This is a genomic window from Chryseobacterium sp. (genome assembly GCF_022712095.1).
Taxonomy (GTDB): domain Bacteria; phylum Bacteroidota; class Bacteroidia; order Flavobacteriales; family Weeksellaceae; genus Chryseobacterium.
Map to the genome: position 1 here is coordinate 24,375 of NZ_JALAHD010000038.1, position 23,341 is coordinate 47,715.

General features: G+C 36.1%; 18 protein-coding genes. 9 read left to right on the forward strand and 9 right to left on the reverse strand.

The annotated features are described in order from the left end of the window. The first annotated feature begins 163 nt into the window (after nt 1-163). A complete protein-coding gene (locus Q0A18_RS01940; RefSeq protein ID WP_292008484.1) occupies nt 164-2,005 on the forward strand; it encodes a carbon starvation protein A in 1,842 nt (613 codons plus the stop codon). Between the two features lie 42 nt (nt 2,006-2,047). Here the strand turns inward: Q0A18_RS01940 and Q0A18_RS01945 are convergent, their stop codons facing one another. From Q0A18_RS01945 to Q0A18_RS01955, 3 genes are all read right to left on the reverse strand, one after another. Next, nucleotides 2,048-2,866 (reverse strand): alpha/beta hydrolase, encoded by an 819-nt coding sequence (locus tag Q0A18_RS01945; RefSeq protein WP_292008485.1) that lies wholly within the window; start codon nt 2,864-2,866, stop codon nt 2,048-2,050. A 120-nt stretch (nt 2,867-2,986) separates the two neighbouring features. Further along, nucleotides 2,987-5,707, reverse strand: coding sequence for a TonB-dependent receptor (locus Q0A18_RS01950; RefSeq protein WP_292008486.1), 2,721 nt, complete (start codon nt 5,705-5,707; stop codon nt 2,987-2,989). A 116-nt stretch (nt 5,708-5,823) separates the two neighbouring features. Next, on the reverse strand, nt 5,824-8,160 hold the full coding sequence (locus Q0A18_RS01955; protein ID WP_292008487.1) for a UvrD-helicase domain-containing protein: 2,337 nt from the start codon (nt 8,158-8,160) through the stop codon (nt 5,824-5,826). A 163-nt stretch (nt 8,161-8,323) separates the two neighbouring features. On the opposite strand from Q0A18_RS01955, the gene Q0A18_RS01960 reads away from it, so the two are divergent. From Q0A18_RS01960 to secG, 3 genes are all read left to right on the forward strand, one after another. Beyond that, a complete protein-coding gene (locus Q0A18_RS01960) occupies nt 8,324-9,637 on the forward strand; it encodes a pitrilysin family protein (protein WP_292008488.1) in 1,314 nt (437 codons plus the stop codon). Between the two features lie 43 nt (nt 9,638-9,680). After that, a complete protein-coding gene (locus Q0A18_RS01965) occupies nt 9,681-11,714 on the forward strand; it encodes a pitrilysin family protein (RefSeq protein ID WP_292008489.1) in 2,034 nt (677 codons plus the stop codon). A gap of 120 nt (nt 11,715-11,834) precedes the next feature. Beyond that, entirely contained in the window at nt 11,835-12,170 is a 336-nt protein-coding gene (gene secG, locus Q0A18_RS01970; RefSeq protein ID WP_292008490.1) for a preprotein translocase subunit SecG, read from the forward strand. A 47-nt stretch (nt 12,171-12,217) separates the two neighbouring features. On the opposite strand, the gene Q0A18_RS01975 is transcribed toward secG, so the two are convergent. The 4 genes from Q0A18_RS01975 to recR are packed head-to-tail and all read right to left on the reverse strand — an operon-like array spanning nt 12,218 to nt 15,833. Beyond that, nucleotides 12,218-13,249, reverse strand: a complete 1,032-nt coding sequence (locus tag Q0A18_RS01975) for a hypothetical protein (RefSeq protein WP_292008491.1) — start codon at nt 13,247-13,249, stop codon at nt 12,218-12,220. Between the two features lie 2 nt (nt 13,250-13,251). Next, nucleotides 13,252-14,382, reverse strand: a complete 1,131-nt coding sequence (locus Q0A18_RS01980) for an NAD-dependent epimerase/dehydratase family protein (protein WP_292008492.1) — start codon at nt 14,380-14,382, stop codon at nt 13,252-13,254. A gap of 15 nt (nt 14,383-14,397) precedes the next feature. Next, nucleotides 14,398-15,207, reverse strand: coding sequence for a glycosyltransferase family A protein (locus Q0A18_RS01985; protein WP_292008493.1), 810 nt, complete (start codon nt 15,205-15,207; stop codon nt 14,398-14,400). An 11-nt stretch (nt 15,208-15,218) separates the two neighbouring features. Further along, on the reverse strand, nt 15,219-15,833 hold the full coding sequence (gene recR / locus Q0A18_RS01990; protein WP_292008494.1) for a recombination mediator RecR: 615 nt from the start codon (nt 15,831-15,833) through the stop codon (nt 15,219-15,221). A gap of 201 nt (nt 15,834-16,034) precedes the next feature. On the opposite strand from recR, the gene Q0A18_RS01995 reads away from it, so the two are divergent. The 4 genes from Q0A18_RS01995 to Q0A18_RS02010 all read left to right on the forward strand — a co-directional run bounded on the left by Q0A18_RS01995 (nt 16,035) and on the right by Q0A18_RS02010 (nt 20,949). Next, a complete protein-coding gene (locus Q0A18_RS01995; RefSeq protein ID WP_292008495.1) occupies nt 16,035-16,520 on the forward strand; it encodes a hypothetical protein in 486 nt (161 codons plus the stop codon). 83 nt (nt 16,521-16,603) lie between these two features. Further along, nucleotides 16,604-18,046, forward strand: a complete 1,443-nt coding sequence (locus Q0A18_RS02000; RefSeq protein ID WP_292008496.1) for an aminoacyl-histidine dipeptidase — start codon at nt 16,604-16,606, stop codon at nt 18,044-18,046. 61 nt (nt 18,047-18,107) lie between these two features. Next, complete coding sequence (locus tag Q0A18_RS02005; protein ID WP_292008507.1) at nt 18,108-18,692, forward strand: TIGR00730 family Rossman fold protein; 585 nt, start codon at nt 18,108-18,110, stop codon at nt 18,690-18,692. A gap of 106 nt (nt 18,693-18,798) precedes the next feature. Further along, nucleotides 18,799-20,949 carry a prolyl oligopeptidase family serine peptidase gene (locus tag Q0A18_RS02010; RefSeq protein WP_292008497.1) on the forward strand — a complete coding sequence of 717 codons (2,151 nt, stop codon included), beginning with the start codon at nt 18,799-18,801 and terminating at the stop codon, nt 20,947-20,949. 68 nt (nt 20,950-21,017) lie between these two features. Here the strand turns inward: Q0A18_RS02010 and Q0A18_RS02015 are convergent, their stop codons facing one another. Then, on the reverse strand, nt 21,018-21,347 hold the full coding sequence (locus Q0A18_RS02015) for a 2Fe-2S iron-sulfur cluster-binding protein (RefSeq protein ID WP_292008498.1): 330 nt from the start codon (nt 21,345-21,347) through the stop codon (nt 21,018-21,020). Nucleotides 21,348-21,359: 12 nt separating this feature from the next. Next, a complete protein-coding gene (locus Q0A18_RS02020) occupies nt 21,360-22,415 on the reverse strand; it encodes an NAD(P)/FAD-dependent oxidoreductase (RefSeq protein ID WP_292008499.1) in 1,056 nt (351 codons plus the stop codon). Between the two features lie 150 nt (nt 22,416-22,565). Here Q0A18_RS02020 and Q0A18_RS02025 point away from each other — a divergent pair, with 150 nt between their 5' ends. Beyond that, the gene (locus tag Q0A18_RS02025; protein ID WP_292008500.1) at nt 22,566-23,336 is read left to right on the forward strand and encodes a DUF3108 domain-containing protein; all 771 of its coding nucleotides are present in this window, start codon (nt 22,566-22,568) and stop codon (nt 23,334-23,336) included. Nucleotides 23,337-23,341: the final 5 nt, after the last annotated feature.

Consider the following 23,341-nt stretch of genomic DNA (forward strand, 5'->3'; position numbering starts at 1 on the left):
TGAATTCCAAAAAGGTCACAGTCTTTTGTATTGAAAATTTGCTAAATTACTATACATATTCATTTTTTTTATACACAAAATAATTAACTTGCCTAACAATTGAATTATTTCAAATAAATAGGCATAAATTTTAATTATTACCATCTAAAAAAAACAAAGTGATATGGAATTTCTCAATGGAATTAATGCGCTTACATTAGTATTCACTTCGATACTGATATTTGCAATCGCCTACCGTTTTTACGGAATTTTCATGGCAAATAAAGTCCTTCGTCTTAATGATAAAAACACAACTCCCGCAGTAGAGTTTGCAGATGGTAAAGACTATGTTGCCACCAATAAGAATGTTCTGTTTGGGCATCACTTTGCTGCTATTGCCGCAGCCGGGCCTCTAGTGGGACCTGTTCTTGCGGCTCAGTTCGGGTATCTTCCCGGAGCATTATGGATCCTGATCGGTTGTGTACTTGGCGGAGGAGTCCACGATATGGTGGTTCTATTCGCTTCTGTTCGTCATAAAGGACAAAGTCTTGCAACAATTGCTTCCAAAGAGATTGGAAAAACAACCGGGACTGTTGCAGGATTTGCCATTCTATTCATTTTGATTCTTACATTGGCCGGATTATCCTTAGCCTGTATCAATGCAATGCACGAAGCTTCCTGGTCGTTATTTACCGTTATAATTACGATGCCTATTGCCATTATAATGGGATTGATCATGCGTTACAGGAAAAACAGTGTGACCTTTGCTAGTATCTTAGGCGGAATACTTCTTATAGCAGGAATTATAGGCGGACACAGCCTGATGCAGAACGAAACTATGAACAACCTTTTTTCATGGCATATTACCACCATTTCCATTGCTATTCCTTTATATGGTTTCTTAGCTTCAGTATTGCCTGTATGGTTACTGCTTGTTCCCAGGGATTACCTTTCTACCTATTTAAAAATAGGAACGATCATCATGCTGGCTATAGGAGTTATCGTGATTCATCCTACCATTCAGATGCCGGCACTTACTCAGTTTGTAAATGGCGGAGGGCCCGTTATCGGAGGACCTGTGCTTCCTTTTATTTTTATTGTTATTGCATGTGGGGCTATTTCAGGGTTTCATGCTGTAATCGCTACAGGGACTACCCCAAAAATGCTGAACAGGGAAAGAGAAATATTATTTGTAGGATATGGTGCAATGCTCGTAGAAGGGTTTGTTGCACTGATGGCACTTATTGCTGCCTGTACTTTAATGCCCGGAGATTATTTCGCCATCAATACGCCAAAGGAATCCTATGATGCTTTTCTAGTGGCTCATCCTTCTTTACACGGTGTGGACATCAACTACTTTTCTGAAAAAATAGGTATTGATCTTCATGGAAGAACGGGTGGAGCTGTTTCTTTAGCTGTCGGAATGGCACATATCTTTAATAAAATCCCTTATATGGATCAGCTGATGGCTTACTGGTACAATTTTGCCATCATGTTTGAAGCTGTATTTATCCTTACTGCAATTGATGCGGGAACAAGAGTCGGAAGGTTTTTCTTGCAGGAAATGCTGGGCTCTGTTATTCCCAAGTTCAATGATAAGAACTGGACTCCGGGAATTATGATCAGCAGCCTGCTTTTCACCTTTGCATGGGGTTATCTGGTCTTTACGGGAAATGTCAGCAGCATCTGGCCATTATTCGGAATCAGTAATCAGTTATTGGCAGCCTGCGGATTAATTGTATGTACGACGATGCTAATCCGCCTGAACCGGGGAAAATACGCCCTTTGTTCTGCTATTCCGGGAATATTTATGGCGATTATCACTTTTTGGGCCGGATATATTCAGGTGACAGACATTTACATTCCGAAAGGGCAATATTTACTGGCAACATTAGCTGTAGTCGCTATGGTTCTCATGCTTATTGTTTTTATAGGAGCCTTCAGGAAATGGTACGAGCTTCTACAGATCAAAACCTCCGAAACAGATTTTTACGGAGAGTCTGTAAAAGAATTGGTGGACAGATAATTACAATTTCTATAAAGGAAAACCAACAGTTACCTGCTGGTTTCATTTTGTACGTTTTTGAATACGTTTAATCTCATTCAAAAGTAAAGGAAATGCCGGCTGAGCCATTCCGCCATGGTCAAAGCCTTCCAATTCATATAATGTGGTATCCTTATGACCTTTAAGCTTCATCATACGGGCCATATACGCGTTTTCTTCATATCTTCCAAACAATTCTTTTTCACGGTCCCCCGTGATCAAAAGTAGAGGTGGGGCATCTGCACGGATAAAATGAAGAGGAGCCAGCTCGTCTATGCGAGCATCCAGTTCATCCACTCCTTTTTCCTTTCTCGCTGTAAAATGAGTGATCATCTGCCCGCTGAAAGGAATTACACCCGCTAACTTATTCGCATCAATTCCATATTTATTCAGGTAAGTTTTATCCAGTGCAATCATCGTAACAAGGTATCCTCCTGCCGAATGTCCTGAAACAAAGATCATATTTTCATCTCCACCGTATTTTTTAATATTTTTAAAAACCCACGCCACCGCAGCAGCAGCATCCTCAATATACAGGGGAGCACTTACTTTTGGTGAAAGCCTGTAATTTACTCCTACCACAGCAATTCCTTTATTTTTTAAAGCTTCAGGAATTTCCTTCTCCCCACCGGTTAATCCTCCACCATGAAACCAGATTACTGTAGGAAAATCCTTAACATTTTGTGGTATATAAATATCCAGCACACATCTTTCATCAATGTATTTATCCGTCTGATTTATTTTTTCTTCATAATAATGAATATTGTTCAGTGTCTTATACTCCTGTCCTGATACAATAATTGAAAATAATATAATAGATATGGATATTAAAATTTTACGCATTCTCTTATTTTTAATAAGGATAAATATATGATTTTTATTTGTCTCAAACTGAGATATTAAAAATAACTAAAAAAGAAAAACGGATCCATTTCTGAACCCGTCCTGAAAGATTTAAAAACATTAAAAATTAAAATTGAGTCGAGTAAATACATATCGCCCATTCTGTCCAAACTGGGACGTTGAACGGGAATAGATAAACTGATCATTATTTGTGGAAGCAGCAAGGTTCTTAGTAGGATAAATATCAAATAAATTATTTACCCCTAAGGTCAATCCAACATTTTTTGTAAACTGATAGGCTACTGAAATGTCCGTAATAATTTTATCACCTATTTTCTGATGTTCATTAAACTCCACCACTCCATCTCCGTTAGCATCTAATACATCAGCTCCGGTTACCGCTCCATAATAGGTATTTCTTAAATAGAAAGTAGCATTTCTCCATGAAAGGTTATTAGACAAGCTAGCTTTTACCCTTGGAACAGCTTCTTCCAAATATACTCTTGACTTTTCAGAGAAGTAGATATTTTCCAGATTAGCAGACTGTAACAATCCTGAAGAGTGGGTTTCTCCTACCTTTCTTGTCTGGTTAAGATTAATCGCAAAGTTATTATTCAGTTTAAAATCAGAAAACCTTACATTATGATCAATAACAATATCCAAACCTTTAGTTTCCGTATCAATAGCATTGGCAAAAAACTGCCCTGCATTTACTCCTGCTGTATCAAATGCTGCCTGTGCCGCGGCCGGAACTGCAGCTCTCGTAAACTGGTCGGTAAGAATAATCCTGTCATCAATTCTTGTAAAGTATCCATCAGCTGTAATAGTTAAATTAACAGCCGGAATTTTATATGTAAATCCCACACTCGCAGATTTTGAAGTTTCCTGCTTCAGTTTAGGGATTCCCAGTAAAGCTGCAATCTTTGAGTCATTGCTGAAAGTACCCACTTCCAGAAGCTGATTATTCGTAAATAAAGTAGATGTCACATTATAGTAAATCTGATGGATCGATGGTGCTCTGAACCCTGTAGATCCTGCAAATCTGAAATTAAGGTTCTTATCCAGTTTAATTCTGGATGCCAGTTTATAATTAAAGGTGGAACCAAAATCCGAATAATTCTCATACCTGGCTGCTGCATCTACTAATAACCAATCCGTAAAATTCAATTCCACATCTGCATATCCTGCTACTGATTGTCTGTTTTTATTCACTGCATTTTCAGGTCTGAATCCACTGAAAACCTGCGAGCCGCCGGCCAGTGCATTTCCGAAAAAGTCAGTAGGCCGAAGGCTGTTTCCTATCCATACATTACCATTCACATCATAAGTAGCATACGAAGCTTCTTCCCCTGCCGTTATTTTAAAGTTTTCATAACGGTGTTCTGCTCCGAAGGCCACGTTGATACCACTCCATACATCATATTTTTTAGAGAAATCAAGGTTGATTGTATTTTGGGTAAATCTTAATCCTCCTGCCCTGAATTCATTGGGTGAAGCAAATCTAAGAGAAGTATTTCCCGTATTCTGGATCGTATAATCAAATGAGTTCTGTCCAAAAGTATTACTGAAATCTATATTCCATCCGTCCCATTTTCCTTTAATACCCGTGGACAAAGAAAGATCCTGAATGTCCGTAGCGATCTGAGGAAGGTATCCGTTTGCATATAAACCTGTAAAGGTTCTGCTTTGATTCGGTCTTCTGTAAAAACCTCCGGAAGTACCATGTCTGAAACTATAGCCCCCAAACGTATACACCTTCCAGTCATCACTTACGGGTATTTCTATATTGGCAAAAAGCTGATGGTTATTCAGTTTAGATTGTCCTACCTGCATATTAAAATCTTTTCTTGTAAGACCTCTGTATGCTAATTCCTGATCGGTTACATTTTGGCCCAGAATTCCCTGTAGAGCACTGATTGAATTTGCACCCTGAATCTGATTCTGGAAAGCCTGGGAGAAATAATCCACTCCCTGTGCATACTGGTGAATATAATTGACAATCTGCTGGGAATTTGGAGTATTATTGATATTACTGAAAAGTGAAGAAAGATTAACACCATCATTTAAAGCTCTCTGCTCAATAGCATTATATGCATTATAAATAGCTCCGCTTTCAGTTCCCGCTCTGTAAGTAGGATTTCTGAATTGTGAAGTCCATGTAATATTATAGAAACCTCCTCTTTTACCTATTTTATTTCCGTAGTTCAAGTCAATTTGTACATTTTGTCCGTCAAAATCTCCTGTATGGTCATTTGCTGCTGGTGTTAAATTTCCACCATAGCTGATCTGTCCTGCCAATTTACCGGTGTCTCTTCTGAGTTCCAGATTGATAACACCAGCGATCGCATCAGAACCATATTGTGCTGCAGCTCCGTCTCTAAGCACTTCTATTCTGCTGAGTGCAAAAGAAGGAATGGCATTTAAATCCGTTCCTACCGTTCCTCTTCCTGGTGTTCCGTTAACATTTACCAGGGCTGAGGTATGTCTCCTTTTTCCGTTTACCAATACCAATACCTGATCTGGCCCTAATCCTCTCAACTGAGCAGGATCCAAGTGATCCGTTCCGTCGGCATTCGTCTGAACTGTTGATGTAAACGACGGTGCTACCGCATTCAATATCTGTGATATATTTGTCTGTGGTAAAACAACAGAGGATTCTTTTATATTAAAGACATCCACAGGCACCGGACTTTCTGCTTTTGATCTTGCCCCGCCTCTCGATCCTAAGATTACAACCTCCTCTACATTTCCTGTTTTCAAAGAGTCTTTTTCCTGCGCAAATGCATAGCTCCCCAAGAAGAATAAAACAGAAGCTGATAAAATAGTCTTTCTATTTTTCATATCTATAGTTAATTACTTTTAATGTTTTGAGGAGCAAAAATAGTTTATATTTATTAGTCCACAAAATTAATAGACTATTAAATCATAAAAAATGTTAATAGTTAAATTCCATCTTTTTAAATTTTAGTCAGTTTGGCAAATTTTAAGATGAGATTTTTTTCTCCCTCATGCTGAAATTTCACTTTAGCTTTAATGTTCTGAGGGTCTGTTCCATCTAAGAAAGTAACCTCCCCTATTCCGAAACGGTCATGACGGACTCTGTCTCCCACTTCAATATCTTGGGATGAATTACCGCTGGGGTTAATGATCTTAGCTGAACCTACAGGCTTCAGTTTTCGGGGCTCAGCAATAGGTTTAGACTTTTCATTTCTCTCGATTGTTTTTTTAGCATCAAGTTTTTTGAAAGATCTTGGCTCTTCAGGATATTCATCAAAAATATTAGATTTAATTCCTGAGTTATTCACAAAACGGCTTTCTATGGCAGGATTAATAAAGTCAATATATTGTTCATCTACTTCACTAAGGAATCTTGAAGGTTCTGCATCCGTAATTTTTCCCCATTGGAACCTTGAAACTGCATAAGAAAAAAACACCTGCTTTTCAGCTCTTGTTAAAGCAACGTAAAACAGACGTCTTTCTTCCTCAAGGTCTTCTCTTGTGGCAGAGCTCATAAAGCTCGGGAAAAGATTTTCTTCCAGTCCTACCAGATGTACCACTGGAAACTCCAGTCCTTTGGAAAGGTGAATGGTCATTAAAGAAACCATATCATCATCATTAGTTTTATCCTGCGTATCTGCGGAAAGAGCAATATTTTCAAGGAAATTGGAAAGGCTCGGATCACCATCTTCTACCTGGATCTGTTCTTCAATAAACCCCTGCATAGAGTTCATCAATTCCTGAACGTTTTCTACCCTTGAGATTCCTTCAGGAGTCTGATCATCTTTTAAGAATTTGATTAATCCACTTCTTTTTGCTACTTCCATCGCTACATTATAAGCAGTTTCAGTTTTCATTAAAACCTGAAACGCCTTGATCATCGACCAGAAATCATTAAGCTTATTAAGTACACCATTATTAAATCCTAAATGGGGAGCATACATCGGAAGATTATCCAATACTTTGGAAACCGATAAGTTCTGGGAATCTGCGAACACAATAAGCTTATTCTGCGTAGTTTCCCCGATTCCCCGTGTAGGATAATTAATGATTCTCATTAACGCTTCAGAATCATTTTCATTGACTAAAAGACGAAGATATCCCAACAAATCTTTCACTTCTTTTCTCTGGTAGAAAGATAATCCTCCATACACCTTATAGGGAATATTCTTTCTTCTCAAAGCGTCTTCAAAAGCTCTGGTCTGGGAATTAGTTCTGTAGAGAATCGCAAAATCACTGTATTTTCTTTGTTCACGGTTTCGGGTTTCCCAGATATTTCCCGCTACAAAATTGGCTTCATCCGCATCTGAAAGAGAACGGTATACTTTTATTTTTTCTCCTTCTTCATTATCACTAAACACATTTTTCTTAAACTGCTGCAGGTTTTTGGAAATAACCACATTGGCAGCATTTACAATATTCTGTGTTGAGCGGTAATTCTGCTCCAAAGATACAGTTACCGCATCGGGATAATCCTTTTTAAAGTTGAGAATATTATAAATATTAGCCCCACGGAAAGAATAAATAGATTGGGCATCATCTCCCACTACACAGATATTTTCAAATTTTGAAGCTAATGCTTTTACAATTAGATACTGAGAATGGTTAGTATCCTGATACTCATCTACGAGAATATATCTGAATCTGTCCTGATATTTAGCCAATACTTCCGGAAAACGGGTAAGCAATTCATTGGTTTTCAATAATAAATCATCAAAATCCATAGCTCCGTTTCGGAAACAGGCTTCTACATATTTCTGATAAATCTGTCCGATAAATTTCATATTAGCCTTTTCGTCAGCCTCCATTAATTCAGGATTATTGAAATAAGCTTTTACTGTAATCAGATTGTTTTTGTAGGTAGAAATTCTTGCTTGAACTTTTTTAGGCTTATACAGATCTGCATCGATACTCATATCTTTCAGCACCTTTTTGATCACATTTAAAGCATCCTGCTGATCATAAATAGTAAAATTGGACGGATATCCCAGATAATGTGCTTCACTTCTTAAAATTCTTGCAAAAACAGAGTGAAAGGTTCCCATCCATAAGCTACGGGCATTACTGTCCCCCACTACTTTGGCAATACGCTCCTTCATTTCACGAGCAGCCTTATTGGTAAAGGTAAGTGCCAGAATATTGAAAGGATCTACTCCATTTGTAATCAAATGAGCAATACGCATGGTAAGCACACGTGTTTTTCCGGAACCGGCTCCTGCCAGAACCATTAAGGGTCCCTGTAAAGTGGTTACGGCTTCAAATTGTGATTCATTTAATCCTTTCAGATAATCCTCCATGCTACAAAAATTTTTGAATTACAAAATTAAAGTATTCTATGGAGAATTCAAATTTTTGAAATCTTTGTCTTAGACTTAGAAAGATCGAATCGCTTAAAAAATTCAATAAACATGTAACAATTCGCCTATTTTCCCATACTTATTAAAAAACAATTTCAACTATATGAAAAAGAGACTTTTTTCCGTTGTTACAGCTGCTTTCTTTGGAATGGTAGTGAGTGCACAACAAATCAAATTCGAAGAGTACGATTTACCCAATGGCTTACATGTAATCCTTCATCAGGATAATTCTGCACCGGTAGTAACTACAGGTGTCATGTACCACGTAGGAGCAAAAGATGAAGTAAAAGGGAGAACCGGTTTCGCCCATTTTTTTGAGCACCTTTTATTTGAAGGAACTCCGAATATAAAAAGAGGAGAATGGTTCAAAATCGTTTCTTCCAACGGAGGGCAGAATAATGCCAATACTACTAATGACAGAACGTATTATTATGAGACTTTCCCATCCAATAATGAACAGTTAGGACTTTGGATGGAGTCTGAAAGAATGCGTCATGCTGTAATCAATCAGGTAGGAGTAGATACTCAGAGAGAAGTTGTAAAAGAAGAAAAAAGATTAAGAATGGATAACCAGCCTTATGGTAATCTTTTCACAACTATACAGAAAAACTTATTCACCAATCACCCATACAACTGGCCTACGATCGGTTCTATGGAAGATTTGAATGCTGCTAAATTGGATGAGTTTCAGGCTTTCTATAAAAAATATTACGTTCCGAACAATGCTACTTTAGTCGTTGCCGGAGATATCAAGCCAGAGCAGACTAAAAAGTGGATTGAGACCTATTACGGAGCTATCCCTAAAGGAACCGTAACTTCCAAGAACTTTCCTAAGGATGAGCCGATTATTAAAGAAAAGGAAGTAACAGCTTATGATCCAAACATCCAGCTTCCTGCTTATGTTTTTGCTTACAGAACTCCTGCCAACAAGGAAAGAGATGCTTATGTACTGGATATGCTTTCTTCTTATTTAAGTAACGGAAAGTCTTCAGTTTTGTATAAAAAACTGGTAGATCAGGAGAAAAAAGCACTTCAGGTAGCTGCTTTCAACCAAGGTCTTGAAGACTATGGAATTTTTGCATTCTTCGCAATCCCGATGGGACAAACTTCCAAGCAAACATTACAGACTGATATTGATGCCGAAATTAAAAAACTACAGACCAGTTTAATCTCTCAGGAGGATTATCAGAAGCTTCAGAATCAGTATGAAAACCAATTTGTAAATCAGAACTCAAGCATTCAGGGAATTGCTGCTTCATTGGCAACCAACCATGTTTTAATGGGAGATACTAATTTAATCAACAAAGAAATCGACATTTACAGATCTATTACAAAAGAAGATCTTCAGAATGCTGCTAAAAAGTATCTTAACCCTAACCAAAGAGTAGTCATTAATTATCTGCCTGAAAAAAAATAGTTCCTAAAGGCTGAAAATGATTATTAATTTTAAATATTTACAAATGAAAAATCAATTAACATATATAGCAGTAGCATTTTTATTTACAGGTATGCTTTCTGCACAAAAAATAGATATTAATGCAATGCCAAAACCGGGACCTACTCCTGCCATCAACATTGCAAAACCAAAAACTTTCCAGCTAAGCAACGGACTTACCGTAATGGTTGTAGAAAATAACAAATTACCCAGGGTAAACGTTAACCTTAGTATGGATAGACCTCCTATTTACGAAGGAAATATTACCGGAGTAAGCGGAGTAATGGCCGATCAGCTGGGAAATGGAACAACCAGTTTAAGCAAAGATGATTTCAATAAAAAGATAGATTTCCTAGGAGCTAATTTAAGTTTCTCGTCTACAGGTGCCTTTGCGAATTCTCTTTCTAAATATTTCCCTGAAGTATTGAATTTAATGGCAGATGCAATCATCAATCCTAAATTCTCTGCTGAAGAGGTTCAAAATTCCAAAGACAGAACTGTTGAAGGATTAAAAGCTGATGAAAAAAATGCAGCATCAATTGCTGATAAAGTTTCTACTGCTCTTATCTATGGAAAAAATACTTCAAGAGGTGAATTTGAAACTATTGAAAGTGTTAGTAAAATCCAATTAGCTGACGTACAGAATATGTACAAGAAATATTACGCTCCGGATCATGCTTATCTAGTAATTGTAGGAGATGTAAAATACGATCAGGTAAAACCAATGGTTGAAAAAGCTTTCAATAGCTGGAGAAAAGCGAATACTACTTTTGCCGCTTTAGAGCCGGCTTCTAACGTAGCTAAAACAGAAATCAATATAGTGGATGTTCCTTCCGCAGTACAATCTGTAGTATCTGTAAGTAATCTTAACGACTTTAAGATGAAAAATCCTGATTATTTTGCAGCTACTATGGCTAATTATATCTTAGGTGGTGGCGGTGAGGCAAGACTTTTCATGAATCTTCGCGAGAAGAACGGTTTCACATACGGAGCCTATTCTGACCTTTCTGCAAGTAAATATTCTCCGGCATTTGCTGCAGAAGCAAGTGTAAGAAATGAAGTAACGGATAAGGCAGTTGTTGAGTTCATGAATGAGCTCAATGCTATTTCCACTGTAAAACCGGAAGAACTGGAAAATGCAAAAGCTAAATTAAAAGGAGCTTTCATTATGTCTCTTGAAAAACCTGAAACGATTGCAAGATTTGCTTTAAATCAAAAAGTTCAGGATTTACCAAGCGATTTTTACACCAACTATCTGAAATCAATCGATAAAGTAACTACTGCCGATATTACAAACGCTGTAAAAGCCAATATCTTTCCTAACCAAAGCAGAATATTTATCGCTGGTAAGGCTTCTGATATTTCTGAAGGTTTAGAGAAATTAGGATATCCTGTAAAATATTATGACAACAATGCCAATCCTGTTTCAAAACCGGTTGCTCAGAAAGTTGATGCTAGCGTCACTATTGCATCCGTAGCTGATAAATACCTCAATGCAATCGGAGGAACGGCAGCTGTTCAAAAAGTAACATCTATCACTACTGAAGCTACCACTAAAGTACAGGGAATGGATATGACTATGAATATGATTCAGGCAAAAGGCGGAAAGATGGCTATGAACATGAAGATGATGGGTAACACCATTCAGAAAATCGTTTTCGACGGAAAGGATGGATATATGGAGGCACAAGGTCAGAAAATGCCTTTAAATGACAAGCAAAAAGCTGAAATGTCCAAAGAAACTGAACTTTTCCCTGAACTTGGTTTTGCAAAATCTTCTGAATATAAACTTTCAGGAATCGAAAAATACAACAATGAAGATTCTTATGTCGTAAAAGGTTCAAAAGACACTTATTATTACAGCGTAAAAACAGGATTGAAAACCGGTGAAGTAAAAGCAGGTGAAGGAGGAACAATTCCAACAAGCTATGCCGATTACAAGGAAGTATCCGGAGTAAAATTCCCTTTTACCATTATCCAGAACATGGGAGGAATGGAAATTACCTTAAATGTAAAATCCTACCAGATCAATCAGGCTAAAGATGCTGATTTCAAATAAAAAATCATTAATTCCATATCAAAACCGGCAACTTAAGTTGCCGGTTTTATTTTTCCTGACTCTTATTTTGTCATTAGATAAAAAAAGATTAAATTTGCCCATTCAAAAGAAATCAGATTAATGGACACTATATTTACACTATTGATGGTTCTTATTATGATTGCCAGTGTATTACTGGTAATTGTTATCATGGCTCAGAATCCTAAAGGAGGAGGCCTTTCCAGTACTTTCGGAGGAACATCTTCCGCTCAGTTCGGGGTACAGAGAACCAACGACTTTATGGAAAAAGCAACATGGACATTAGGAGGAACGATTATTGTACTTATCCTTATTAGTGTTGTTGTTACAGGAAAGCCATCACAAGTAGCTCCAACATCTCAGCCAGTAAAAAAAGAAGTTCCGGCTTCTCAATCTACAACTACTCCGGCTCAGACACCTGCAGTTCCGGCAAAATAAGAAAAAGGAAAATCAATTATATAAGCAACTCACCAGGGTTGCTTTTTTTATGCTTTATTACGGAAAGAATCCCAGTAATGGTCCTGATCTTTAAAGAACAGGCATTCTATGAACGAATCTAAGGACATCATGCGTAGAGTATCCTCATCCATTTCTTCAAAAGGAATTTTAAAGAAAACTGTATCGAGCTCCACCACTTCACGGTCAATAATAAAAATATTATTAGGATTGTAAAACGGATAATTTTTAATATCGGAATTGGTTGTAATCAGTTTTCTTCCTGAAGCAAGTACTTCAAACGTCCTGATCGTCAATCCATTTTGAAATGGTTTATTAATATCCAGAACCGATATTGAATTTTCATAATAATTAATGATCTGCTTATGAGTAAGCTTTTCAAAGCTCAGTTTTCCGGTATCAAACTGTTTTAAATGATGATCCAGTATTTTTTTGAGATTAAAAGCTATTTTCCCCATCGCATAATAATAAAAAAAACATTGTAAGCCCAGCTTACCAGCATGTTTCTTCACCTGCTCTCCAATAAGATAACGGTCAGTATGTGCACTTCCTATAAATACAATATCATAATTATTATTATCTTTAGCCTTTGCCGGATTCCGATATTCATCAAGGTAAAAAAGAGGTCTGAATTTCAAACCATACCGGACTGCATCCTGATATTCAAAGGTAAATTTTTTATCAAAAAAAGAAAGATGATTCAGTAATTTCGGATACTCTGCCAGCGCATCAAAACTATAGTAAATCATAAGTATTCCCGGATTATTTTCTTTCACTTTTTCCAGGAAATATGCAGGAGTTGCTTCTCCCTTTATCAATAAGAAATAATCGTACTTCTTGGATAGTGTCTCATTCAGTATCCTTTTATAATATTTCTGAATTCTATGTTGATAAAGTTTTTTATTAAACCTGATGATTCCTTTGGAAAAATTGGAATTGGATGGTCTCTCATCATAAAAGTCAACTTCAGCTCCCCAATAGGAAAGCCTTTCGGCAATCACTTTTTCATATTGAAAAAAGCTAACGGACAAGAAAAGGATTTTTTTATTTTTCAGGTTCATGATTATTTCAAAAGACCTTTTACCTTCATTTCTTCCAGAGATTCATTAAGTTTAATATCTTTAATATCCTGTTGTAAAACCCATTGCGTAAATTTAGACATCCCTTCTTCAAAAGATATTTTTGGATGAAAGTTTAAAATTGATTTTATTTTACTGATGTCTGCAAAATTATGCCTGATATCCCCTAAACGAAATTGGCCCGAAATATTAACCTTACAATCTTTGCTATATAATTTTCGTAAACTCTGAGCTACATCTGTAACCGTTGTCTGAACTCCGGTTCCCACATTTAATACTTCTCCATCTGCATTCTTATTTTCTATACTTTTAATAACAGCATCTAAGGCATCATTAATATGTATAAAATCTCTTGATTCTTTACCGTCTTCGAATACATTTATTTCCTTCCCATTAAGAATCTGTGATGAAAAGATTGATAAAATCCCGGTATAAGGATTAAGCAAAGACTGTCCTTCGCCATATACATTCTGGAACCTCAGCCCTACCGCTGCAATACCTATAGAAGAACAAGTAGCCATTACCATCTGTTCCTGTGTATATTTAGTAATTCCATACACTGAGGTAGGATGTATTTTAGATTCCTCATCTGTTGCAAGAGCTGTAAGAATCTTTCCATCCAAATACGTTATTTCAAAATCCCCATTCTTCATATCTATTATTTTTCTAGATTTAGGATACATTATTCCTAATTCTGGATGCAGATACTTTCCTTCACCATGTACCGCTCTTGAAGAAGCAATGATTACTTTTTTTATACGATGAGATTCATTTACCAGAATATCCAGCATGAGAGCCGTTCCTGAAACATTTACTTCCGCATATCTCTCTATCTGATACATAGATTGTCCTGTTCCTGTTTCAGCTGCCAAATGTACAATGACCTCCTGATCCTCAATCGCATGTCTCCAGTCTTCTCTACAGGTAACATCACCTTCAATAAAGTTGAACTTATCAAGAATACTTCTATACAAAGGAGAATCGATAATAGGATCCTCTCCATGAATCTGAGAAGAAAGATTATCTAATATAGTTATCTCATGGCCTTTTTTCTTAAGTGCCAAGGACAGCTTGCTTCCAATAAACCCCGCACCCCCAGTAATGAGTATTCTCATGATATATCAAAAAAATTAGTTTATTTTATTAGTATTATAATATATTTGCCTACACTGCAAAAATAAATATTTCACTTTATAAAAAACTCTTAAAGCTAAATATTGCAAAGCGGTAATATTCCTAAGACCATACATCTCTTTAAGGTTCTTTCTATATCCTTTTTCCATGGAAGAAAGATCAGCAGATAAACCGGAAGCTCCAAAGGTTCTTTTTCCTCCTCCCGCAATAACAAGGCTTTCATCCAGAATATACATTTTATTCTTTAAAGCAATTTTAAGCCAGTAATTTACGTCTTCTGTGTACCTCTGATTGTCATCAAAATAACCCGTATTTTTTAATATTTTTCTTTTAAAGATAACCGTTGACGGCTGAGCTTCATTTCTTATCAATAATTTATTAAAGGTAATTTCCGCAAGCCCGTCTTTTACTTTATAAGGAAATAAAATTTCACTGTTATTTCTTCTGCACGCTAAAAAATCAATTACCCATCCTCTCCTTTCTAAAAATTCTATTTGATGTTTCGTCTTTTCAGGCAGCCACTCATCATCGGAATCCAATAAAGCAATGTAATCTCCTATTGCTTCTTTAAGCCCTGTATTTCTTGCTTTTGAAACACCTCCGTTATTCTGATCTATGAGCCTGATATTCATATCCGGATGGGATTCAATGTAATCTAAAACCACTAATCTGCTGGCATCTGTAGACCCATCATTGATTATAATAACTTCAAATCTCTCAGCAGGATAAGTTTGAGTTCGCACAGAATCCAATGCTTTTTGTATAGTTTTTTCAGCATTATAGAGAGGAATGATTACAGAAACCATCTATATTAGTATTATGAATTTCCTTCACTGTAAGGAAAACGGTTAATAATGGATCTTCCCAAAGAAATTTCATCGGCATATTCCAGCTCATCACCTACAGAAATACCTCTTGCAATACTCGAAAAATCGATCTCAAAAGTTTTAAACTTCTTGTAAATATAATAAGCCGTAGTATCTCCTTCCATCGTAGCACTCAAAGCAAAAATAAGTTCTTTTACTTTTCCCTCATTCAGTTTTTTCTCAATGCTGGCAATATTCAATTGGTTAGGGCCTACTCCTTCCATAGGCGAAATCTTTCCGCCAAGAACGAGATATTTACCTCTATACTTACCTGTATTTTCAATTGCCATTACATCCCGTACATCTTCCACAATACAGAGTAACTCATCATTTCTTTTGGCATTGCTGCAAATTTCACAAATATCAAAGTCAGAGAAATTATGACATTCTTTACAATACTTTATTTCATTAACCAAATTAATTATTGAATTCCCAAGGCTTACAGCCCTCGAATTGGGTTGCCTCAGCAAATGAAGAGCTAAACGTAATGCCGTCTTTTTTCCAATCCCGGGAAGTCCTGAAATTTCCTCTACTGCTTTTGCCAAAACTTTACTAGGATAATCCATACCTACAAAAATAAGATAAAAAGCTGATTATGTTTTTATCATGTCCAAAAATTCATTAAAATTCATACAAAAGATTTATCTTTGGTAAAAACAACCAGAGAGCACTTAATTCCCTTAATTATTCTTTAGATTAAAGTATAAAAAAACATATTTCGCCTAAAAAAGTCAGAAAATAAACCGTACTATATAAACTTAAACACAATGAAATATTTTATCATTTTATTCTCAGCCCTAACATTGGTTGCCTGTAAAAAAGAAAATCCAGCCAACACCAATCCCATTGTTGGAGATTGCCTTAGTATTGCTCAGGATTCTATACATACCACTGCCGGAACAATCAATATAGGGACTATTGCTTTTCCAAAAGAGACTAAAGAATGCTCCTGCTATTTCGCTAAAAACAAAGCTGATTTTGAAGCAGAAAAATATATCTATGCCGATGATGCAGGAAAAACGGCTTATATGCAACTAGACGGACAAAAACTGGTCATGAATCTTTTATCATCCAGTGATATGGAAGCAGATGAAGAACTGAGCAAGGAAATAGAAAATGATGATTATAAGATTTCTGTGAAAGCTAAAAAAATAAAAGGCGAAGAAGCCTTGTTATTTCAGGGAAGCATGACTATTGAAAAATCTACAGGAGAGACTGTTACACTTCCTATTTATGGAGAATGCGGTTGCTAACATACAGCCAAAAATTAATAAACAATGCTTTTGAATATTCAGAAGCATTTTTTTATTCGTAATTTTGATAAAAATAAAAATTTATGGTATTGTCTAATATAGAACCGCAAATTGTCTGGAAAAATTTCTCCAAACTTAATGCTGTTCCAAGACCTTCTAAGAAAGAAGAAAAAGTAATCGCATTTATCAAAGAATTTGGAGAGAACCTTGGTTTAGAGACTACTGTGGATGAAGTAGGAAATGTTATTATTAAAAAACCTGCAACTCCGGGGATGGAAAACCGCAAATCTGTTGTACTTCAGTCTCACCTTGACATGGTTTGTCAGAAAAATAATGATATCAATTTTGATTTCGAAACGGAAGGAATCAAAATGGAAATCGACGGAGATTGGGTAAAAGCAAAAGGAACCACTCTCGGAGCTGACAATGGACTAGGCGTAGCCACTATTATGTCTATTCTTGAAAGTTCAGACATTCCTCACCCTGCCCTTGAAGCACTGTTTACAATCGATGAAGAAACAGGAATGACCGGTGCCTTAGGTTTAAAACCGGGACAGTTAACAGGTGAGATATTATTAAACCTTGATACCGAAGAGGATGATGAAATTGATATAGGCTGTGCAGGAGGTGTAGATGTAACAATCAGCCAGACATACACTACCGAAGAGGTAAAAGGGCAGATCGTAAGAATTGAAGTAAAAGGATTACAGGGTGGACACTCCGGAATGGATATCCACAAAGGATTAGGCAACTCAAATATAATTCTGGGAAGAATTCTCTACAAAACCATAGAAAAACAAAATCCTCAACTGATCTCTATTGACGGTGGTGGTTTAAGAAATGCTATTCCAAGAGAAGCCGTGGCCATCTTATCTGTAAGAAATGCCAATGAATTTATTGAAGAAGCCACTACTCTTAAAAAAGAAATTTTAGAAGAATTCGCCACTATTGAACCTTCTATTCAAATCAATATAGAAAATTCTACAAATGCAGAAAAAGCAATTTCAGAAGAAGATTCAAAAAAAATAATTCTGGTATTAAAATCTTTACATAACGGAGTTTACAGAATGAGTCCCGATGTAAAAGATCTTGTAGAATCATCCAATAATGTAGCGAGAGTTGAGTTAAAAGGAGGTGACCTAAGAATTCTTAACCTTTCCAGATCATCTGTAGATTCTTCTAAAGATTCAGTAGCTGAACAATTGAAATCAGTTTCTGAGCTTGCCGGAATGAATGTAGAATTCAGTGGATCTTATCCGGGATGGAAACCAAAACCAGGATCAGAGATCGTTCAGCTGATGGAAAAGATTTATGAAAATAAATTCAATGAAAAGCCTGAAGTGGTAGCATGCCATGCAGGGCTGGAATGCGGAATTATCGGGGCCAATTACCCTGAAATGGAAATGGTAAGTTTTGGACCGACAATCAAAGGAGCACACTCACCTGACGAAAGAGCAAATATTCCTTCTGCCCAGAAGTTCTGGAGCTTCCTTAAAGATATTCTGGCTCAGATTCCCCAGAAATAAATATAAAAATTTACAAACCTCTAAAGCTTACTACTCTAGAGGTTTTTTTAAAAATAATCGAATTAGGAAAAGTATTGTTGTATTCTGTGGTTCCAGCATGGGCTACGATCCCTTTTTTGAAAAACAGGCATTATTACTTGGAGAAACTCTGGCAAAACATAAGATTCAATTAATATACGGAGGAGCAAATGTCGGTTTAATGGGAGCTGTTGCGAATGGAGTATTAAATAACCAGGGAAAAGTTATTGGTGTTCTTCCCCGCTTTTTACAATCTAAAGAAATTGCCCATACCAGCTTATCCGAATTGATATTGGTAGAAACCATGCATGAAAGAAAAACCAAAATGAATGATCTGTGTGACGGAATAATTGCTCTTCCAGGTGGTTATGGAACATTAGAAGAACTTTTTGAAATGATTACGTGGGCACAACTTGGGCTTCATAAAAAACCAATAGCCGTTTTGAATATTAACGGATTTTATGATGATCTCATTACTATGATCAAAACTATGGTTGATAAAGGCTTTTTAAAGCAAATCAATCAGGAAATGCTTCTCATCAGTGATGATATTGAGGAACTTTTAGAAAAAATGAAAAACTATACTGCTCCGGTTGTAGGAAAATGGATTTCTGAAGAAAAGTTATAAACCATATCAACAATCTAAAAAAAATCCATTAAAATAAAATATTTAATTTAAAAAAAGAGTAAATATTCCTATATTTCATTTTCAAAAAACATTATAATATTATAATATGAAATATCATTTTTTATTTTTAGGATTATTATTCGTACAATCAATACAGGCTCAGTATAAATATCCGGAAACTCCACAAAAACCCGTAACAGATAATTATTTCGGCACTAAAATAACAGATAATTACCGATGGCTGGAAGATCTCAAAGATCCTTCAGTACAGAATTGGTTCAAAGCCCAGGCTGATTTCAGCCACAGCATTATAGATAAAATTCCTAATCGAGAGGAGCTTTATAAGCAAATGAAGGATATCCAAGCTATGAATGGTGATTCTTTTGGAGTAATCATGCAAAGGCAAAACACCTATTTCTATACCAAGACAAAAAAGAACGAAAACCTTTCTAAACTCTATTCAGTAGATCTCTCTACAGAGAAGGAAATTCTGATATTTGATCCTGAAACTCTTGGAAAAAATACGCAAATCACTAATTTCTCTGTAGATTCAAAAGCTAAAAAAATAGCTTTATTATTATCCAGATCAGGAGGCGAAATCTGTGAACTCAGAATTCTGGATCTTTCCACTAAAAAATTACTCAATGAGGTCTTAGGGCCTATCTGGAGTGAATTCAGTTTTGAATTTACACCGGATGATAAAGCAATCATTTATACTAAAATGAGTACGGGAGACCCAAACAGTAATATGCTTTTAAAAGATATGAAAGCAATGATGCATGAAGTTGGAACAGATCCTAAAACGGATAAAATATTAGCTTCCAGAGAAGATTATCCCGAACTGAATGCTCTAAGTGAACAATTTACAAGTATTTATTTCACCGATGATTATCAGTATATTGTTTTAAGATTAAGTTCTGTAAAATCAGAAAGTCCCATATTTATTGCTCCTTATTCAGAAATTAAAAACAAGAGAATAAAGTGGAAGCAGATTATTAAACCGTCTGATGATATTACGGATCTCCTTATTTCCGGTGATAAGCTTTTTTTGCTTACCCATAAAGATGCACCTAACTATAAAATCGCACTCACCAGCTTATCCAAACCCGATTTTAACAATGCAAAAATAGTAGTCCCTGAAAGCAAAGACCATGTTATTATTTCCATACACAGTTCTAAAAATTATCTGTACTATTCCTTAGGAAATGGAATTATAAAAGATAAATATCAGATCAACCTTAATACTTTAGACCATAAAAAAATTAAGCTTCCCTCAGGTATAAATGCATCAATGCCATTAAATCCTCATGAAAGTGATGATATTTACTGTAACAATATTAACTGGCTTACCCCAAAAACCACTTATGATTACAATCCTGAAAAAGGTATTGTAGTAAAAAGTAAATACTTCAATTCCGACTCCAGCTATCCTGATTATGAAAAACTGTATGTAATAAAGGAAACTGAAATAAAAAGTCACGACGGCACCATGGTCCCTCTTTCTATTCTCTATCCCAGGAACATCAAAATGGACGGAAGCAATCCTACTTATATCACAGGTTATGGCGGCTATGGAATTTCTTATGAACCCAGATTTTCAAGCCGGTTTGCTACCTTACTGGAACAAGGCGTAGTAGTTGCTATTGCTCATGTAAGGGGAGGCGGAGAAAAGGGAGAAAGCTGGCATAAAGCCGGTATGAAAGCCTATAAACCCAACACCTGGAAAGACTTTATTGCCTGCTCTGAATACCTTATTAACCAAAAATACACATCCTCTTCCAAATTAATCGGAAACGGAGCCAGTATGGGCGGTGTATTAATCGGAAGAGCTATTACCGAAAGGCCTGATCTATATGCTGCTGCTATTATTGAAGTAGGAATGACCAATGCTTTACGCTCAGAAACAACCGCTAACGGGCCTAACCAGATTCCTGAAATCGGTAGTATTGAAAATAAAGAAGACGCTAAAAACTTAATGGAAATGGATGCTCAAACTAAAGTAAAAAAAGGAGTGAAATATCCTGCCGTTTTAGTAAGAACAGGAATGAATGATTCAAGAATTGTTCCCTGGGAACCGGCAAAGTTTGCTGCGATATTACAAAACAATTCAGCATCCGGAAAGCCTATTTTATTATATGTTAACTATGAAAACGGGCATTTTACAAGCGATCTGGACGTAGTTTTTAAAGAATATGCCGACATTTATTCATTTGCTTTATGGCAGGTAGGCCATCCTAAATTTCAGATAAAAAAATAACAGATAAAACAAACCCCCTGAAACAATTGTTTCAGGGGGTTTAATATAATTTAAATACAAAATTTATTTTAGGGATAGGGAGCAATTTCTACTTCAAGCCCTTCCATTTCATCAACAATATGTAACTGACATCCTAATCTGCTGTTATCTTTCACATGGAAGGCCTCAGCCAACATAGCATCTTCCTCATCTCCCATTTCAGGAAGTCCCGGATCATTAATTACATATACCTGACATGAAGCACACATTGCCATACCTCCACAAACTCCGATTGTTCCCTCTTCTGCCAATTCATAGGAACGGATAACTTCCATTAAATTCATGGACATATCTGTGGGAGCAATAACCTCATGGGTTACTCCTTCTCTATCGGTAATTTTAATATTGATATCTGACATAATTCCGCAAAATTAGTCAATTTTTTTCACAACAGCTTTCTCTGCTTCTTTACGGCTTCCGTCAAATCCGTCTACTCCACTTACCGTTGTATATTTTAATACATATTTTTTACCCGGGTTAAGACGGTTGTAAACACTTTGACACATTAAAGTAGCTTCATGGAAGCCACAAAGAATAAGCTTCAGTTTACCAGGATACGTATTGATATCTCCAATAGCATATACTCCCTCAATATTAGTCTGATAATCCAATGCATTATTCACTACAATCGCATTTTTCTCAATATTCAATCCCCAGTTTCCTATTTCTCCTAATTTCGGAGTTAATCCAAATAGAGGGATAAAATAATCAGTATCGATATCATAAGCTTCTTCACCATCCACCTGTACAGTAATGGCAGAAACATGTCCTTCACCTTTAATTCCTGTTACTTCGGCTGGAGTTATTAATTTAATTTTACCTTGATTTTTAAGATCCTGAACTTTTTCCACTGAATCTAAGGCTCCTCTGAATTCATTTCTTCTGTGAATCAAAGTGACTTCACTTGCTACATTAGAAAGGAAAATACTCCAATCTAACGCTGAATCTCCTCCTCCCGCAATCACTACTTTTTTATTTCTGAAATGTTCAGGCTCTTTAATGAAATATTCAACTCCCTTTTCTTCGTAGTCTGCAATATTCTCAATAGTAGGTTTTCTAGGCTCAAAAGTTCCTAGTCCTCCTGCTATAGCAACTGCTTTTGCTCTGTGGACAGTTCCTTTATTCGTTACTACTTCAAACCATTCATCATCGATTTTCGTTAATGAAACTGCCGTTTCTCCCAATGTAAACCCGGGTTGAAACTGTTTAATCTGCTCCATTAAGTTATCAATAAGATCTCCCGCATTCACAGAAGGATATCCAGGAATATCGAAAATAGGTTTTTTAGGGTATAACTCAGCCAATTGTCCACCAGGTTGTGGAAGAGCATCTATAATATGGCACTTCATTTTAAGCAACCCAGCTTCAAATACTGCAAAAAGTCCTGTTGGTCCGGCTCCTATAATCAATATGTCGGTAGTTATCATAGTATAAATAAATTTTATTATATGTATTCCCGCAAATTTACTAATTTTAGCCCGAAGTGATTGGATTGATTCTAAATAAAAAACTGAGATTTATCAAAGAGCTGAGAAAATAGGTTTTCAATTTGGCAACCTTTTTGTAAAAATGATATTATGAAGAAAATGTTAACTATTATAGCATTATTATTATTCTGTTTGGGGTCGGCCCAAATAGACAATATTGCAGATGGAGAATCTCTTACTTTAAGAATTCATTATGGTATACTGAATGCCGGAACGGCTAATCTTACTACTAAAAAAACTACTTATAGAGGAGTACCACATTTATATGCAAAAGGCGTCGGACAAACTACCGGTGCTGTAAAAGCATTCTTCAAAGTGGAAGATTTATATGAAAGTTTCATTAATACAGAAACCGGTTTGCCCAGTTTCTATGTAAGAAACGTTCGCGAAGGTGGCTATCGTCAACATTTTGAAACCACATTCAATCATGATAATCACACTTTGATTTTAACCGACAAAAAAAATCCTGCCAATGGTTCCAGAGAGATTAAGTCTGTAAAAGGTGTTCAGGATATGCTTTCCTGCTTTTATTATTTGAGAAGTAAAAGCCCTGGCGAATTGAAAGTCGGAACCGTCATTAATATGAATGTATGGATTGATGATGAAATGTTTCCTTTTCAACTAAAAGTAGTAGGAACAGAAAATCTTAAAACAAAATTCGGAACGATTAATTGTCTCAAAATAATACCTTCTGTAAAAAGTGGAAGAGTTTTTAAAGAAAAAGAAGGAGTTACGATGTGGGTATCCAATGATGCCAATCATATTCCTATCTTATTAAAAGCCGAACTTGCTGTAGGTTCTTTAAAAGCAAGTATCGATAGTTATAAAAACGTGAAATATCCTTTGAACTTCACAAAATAACAAAT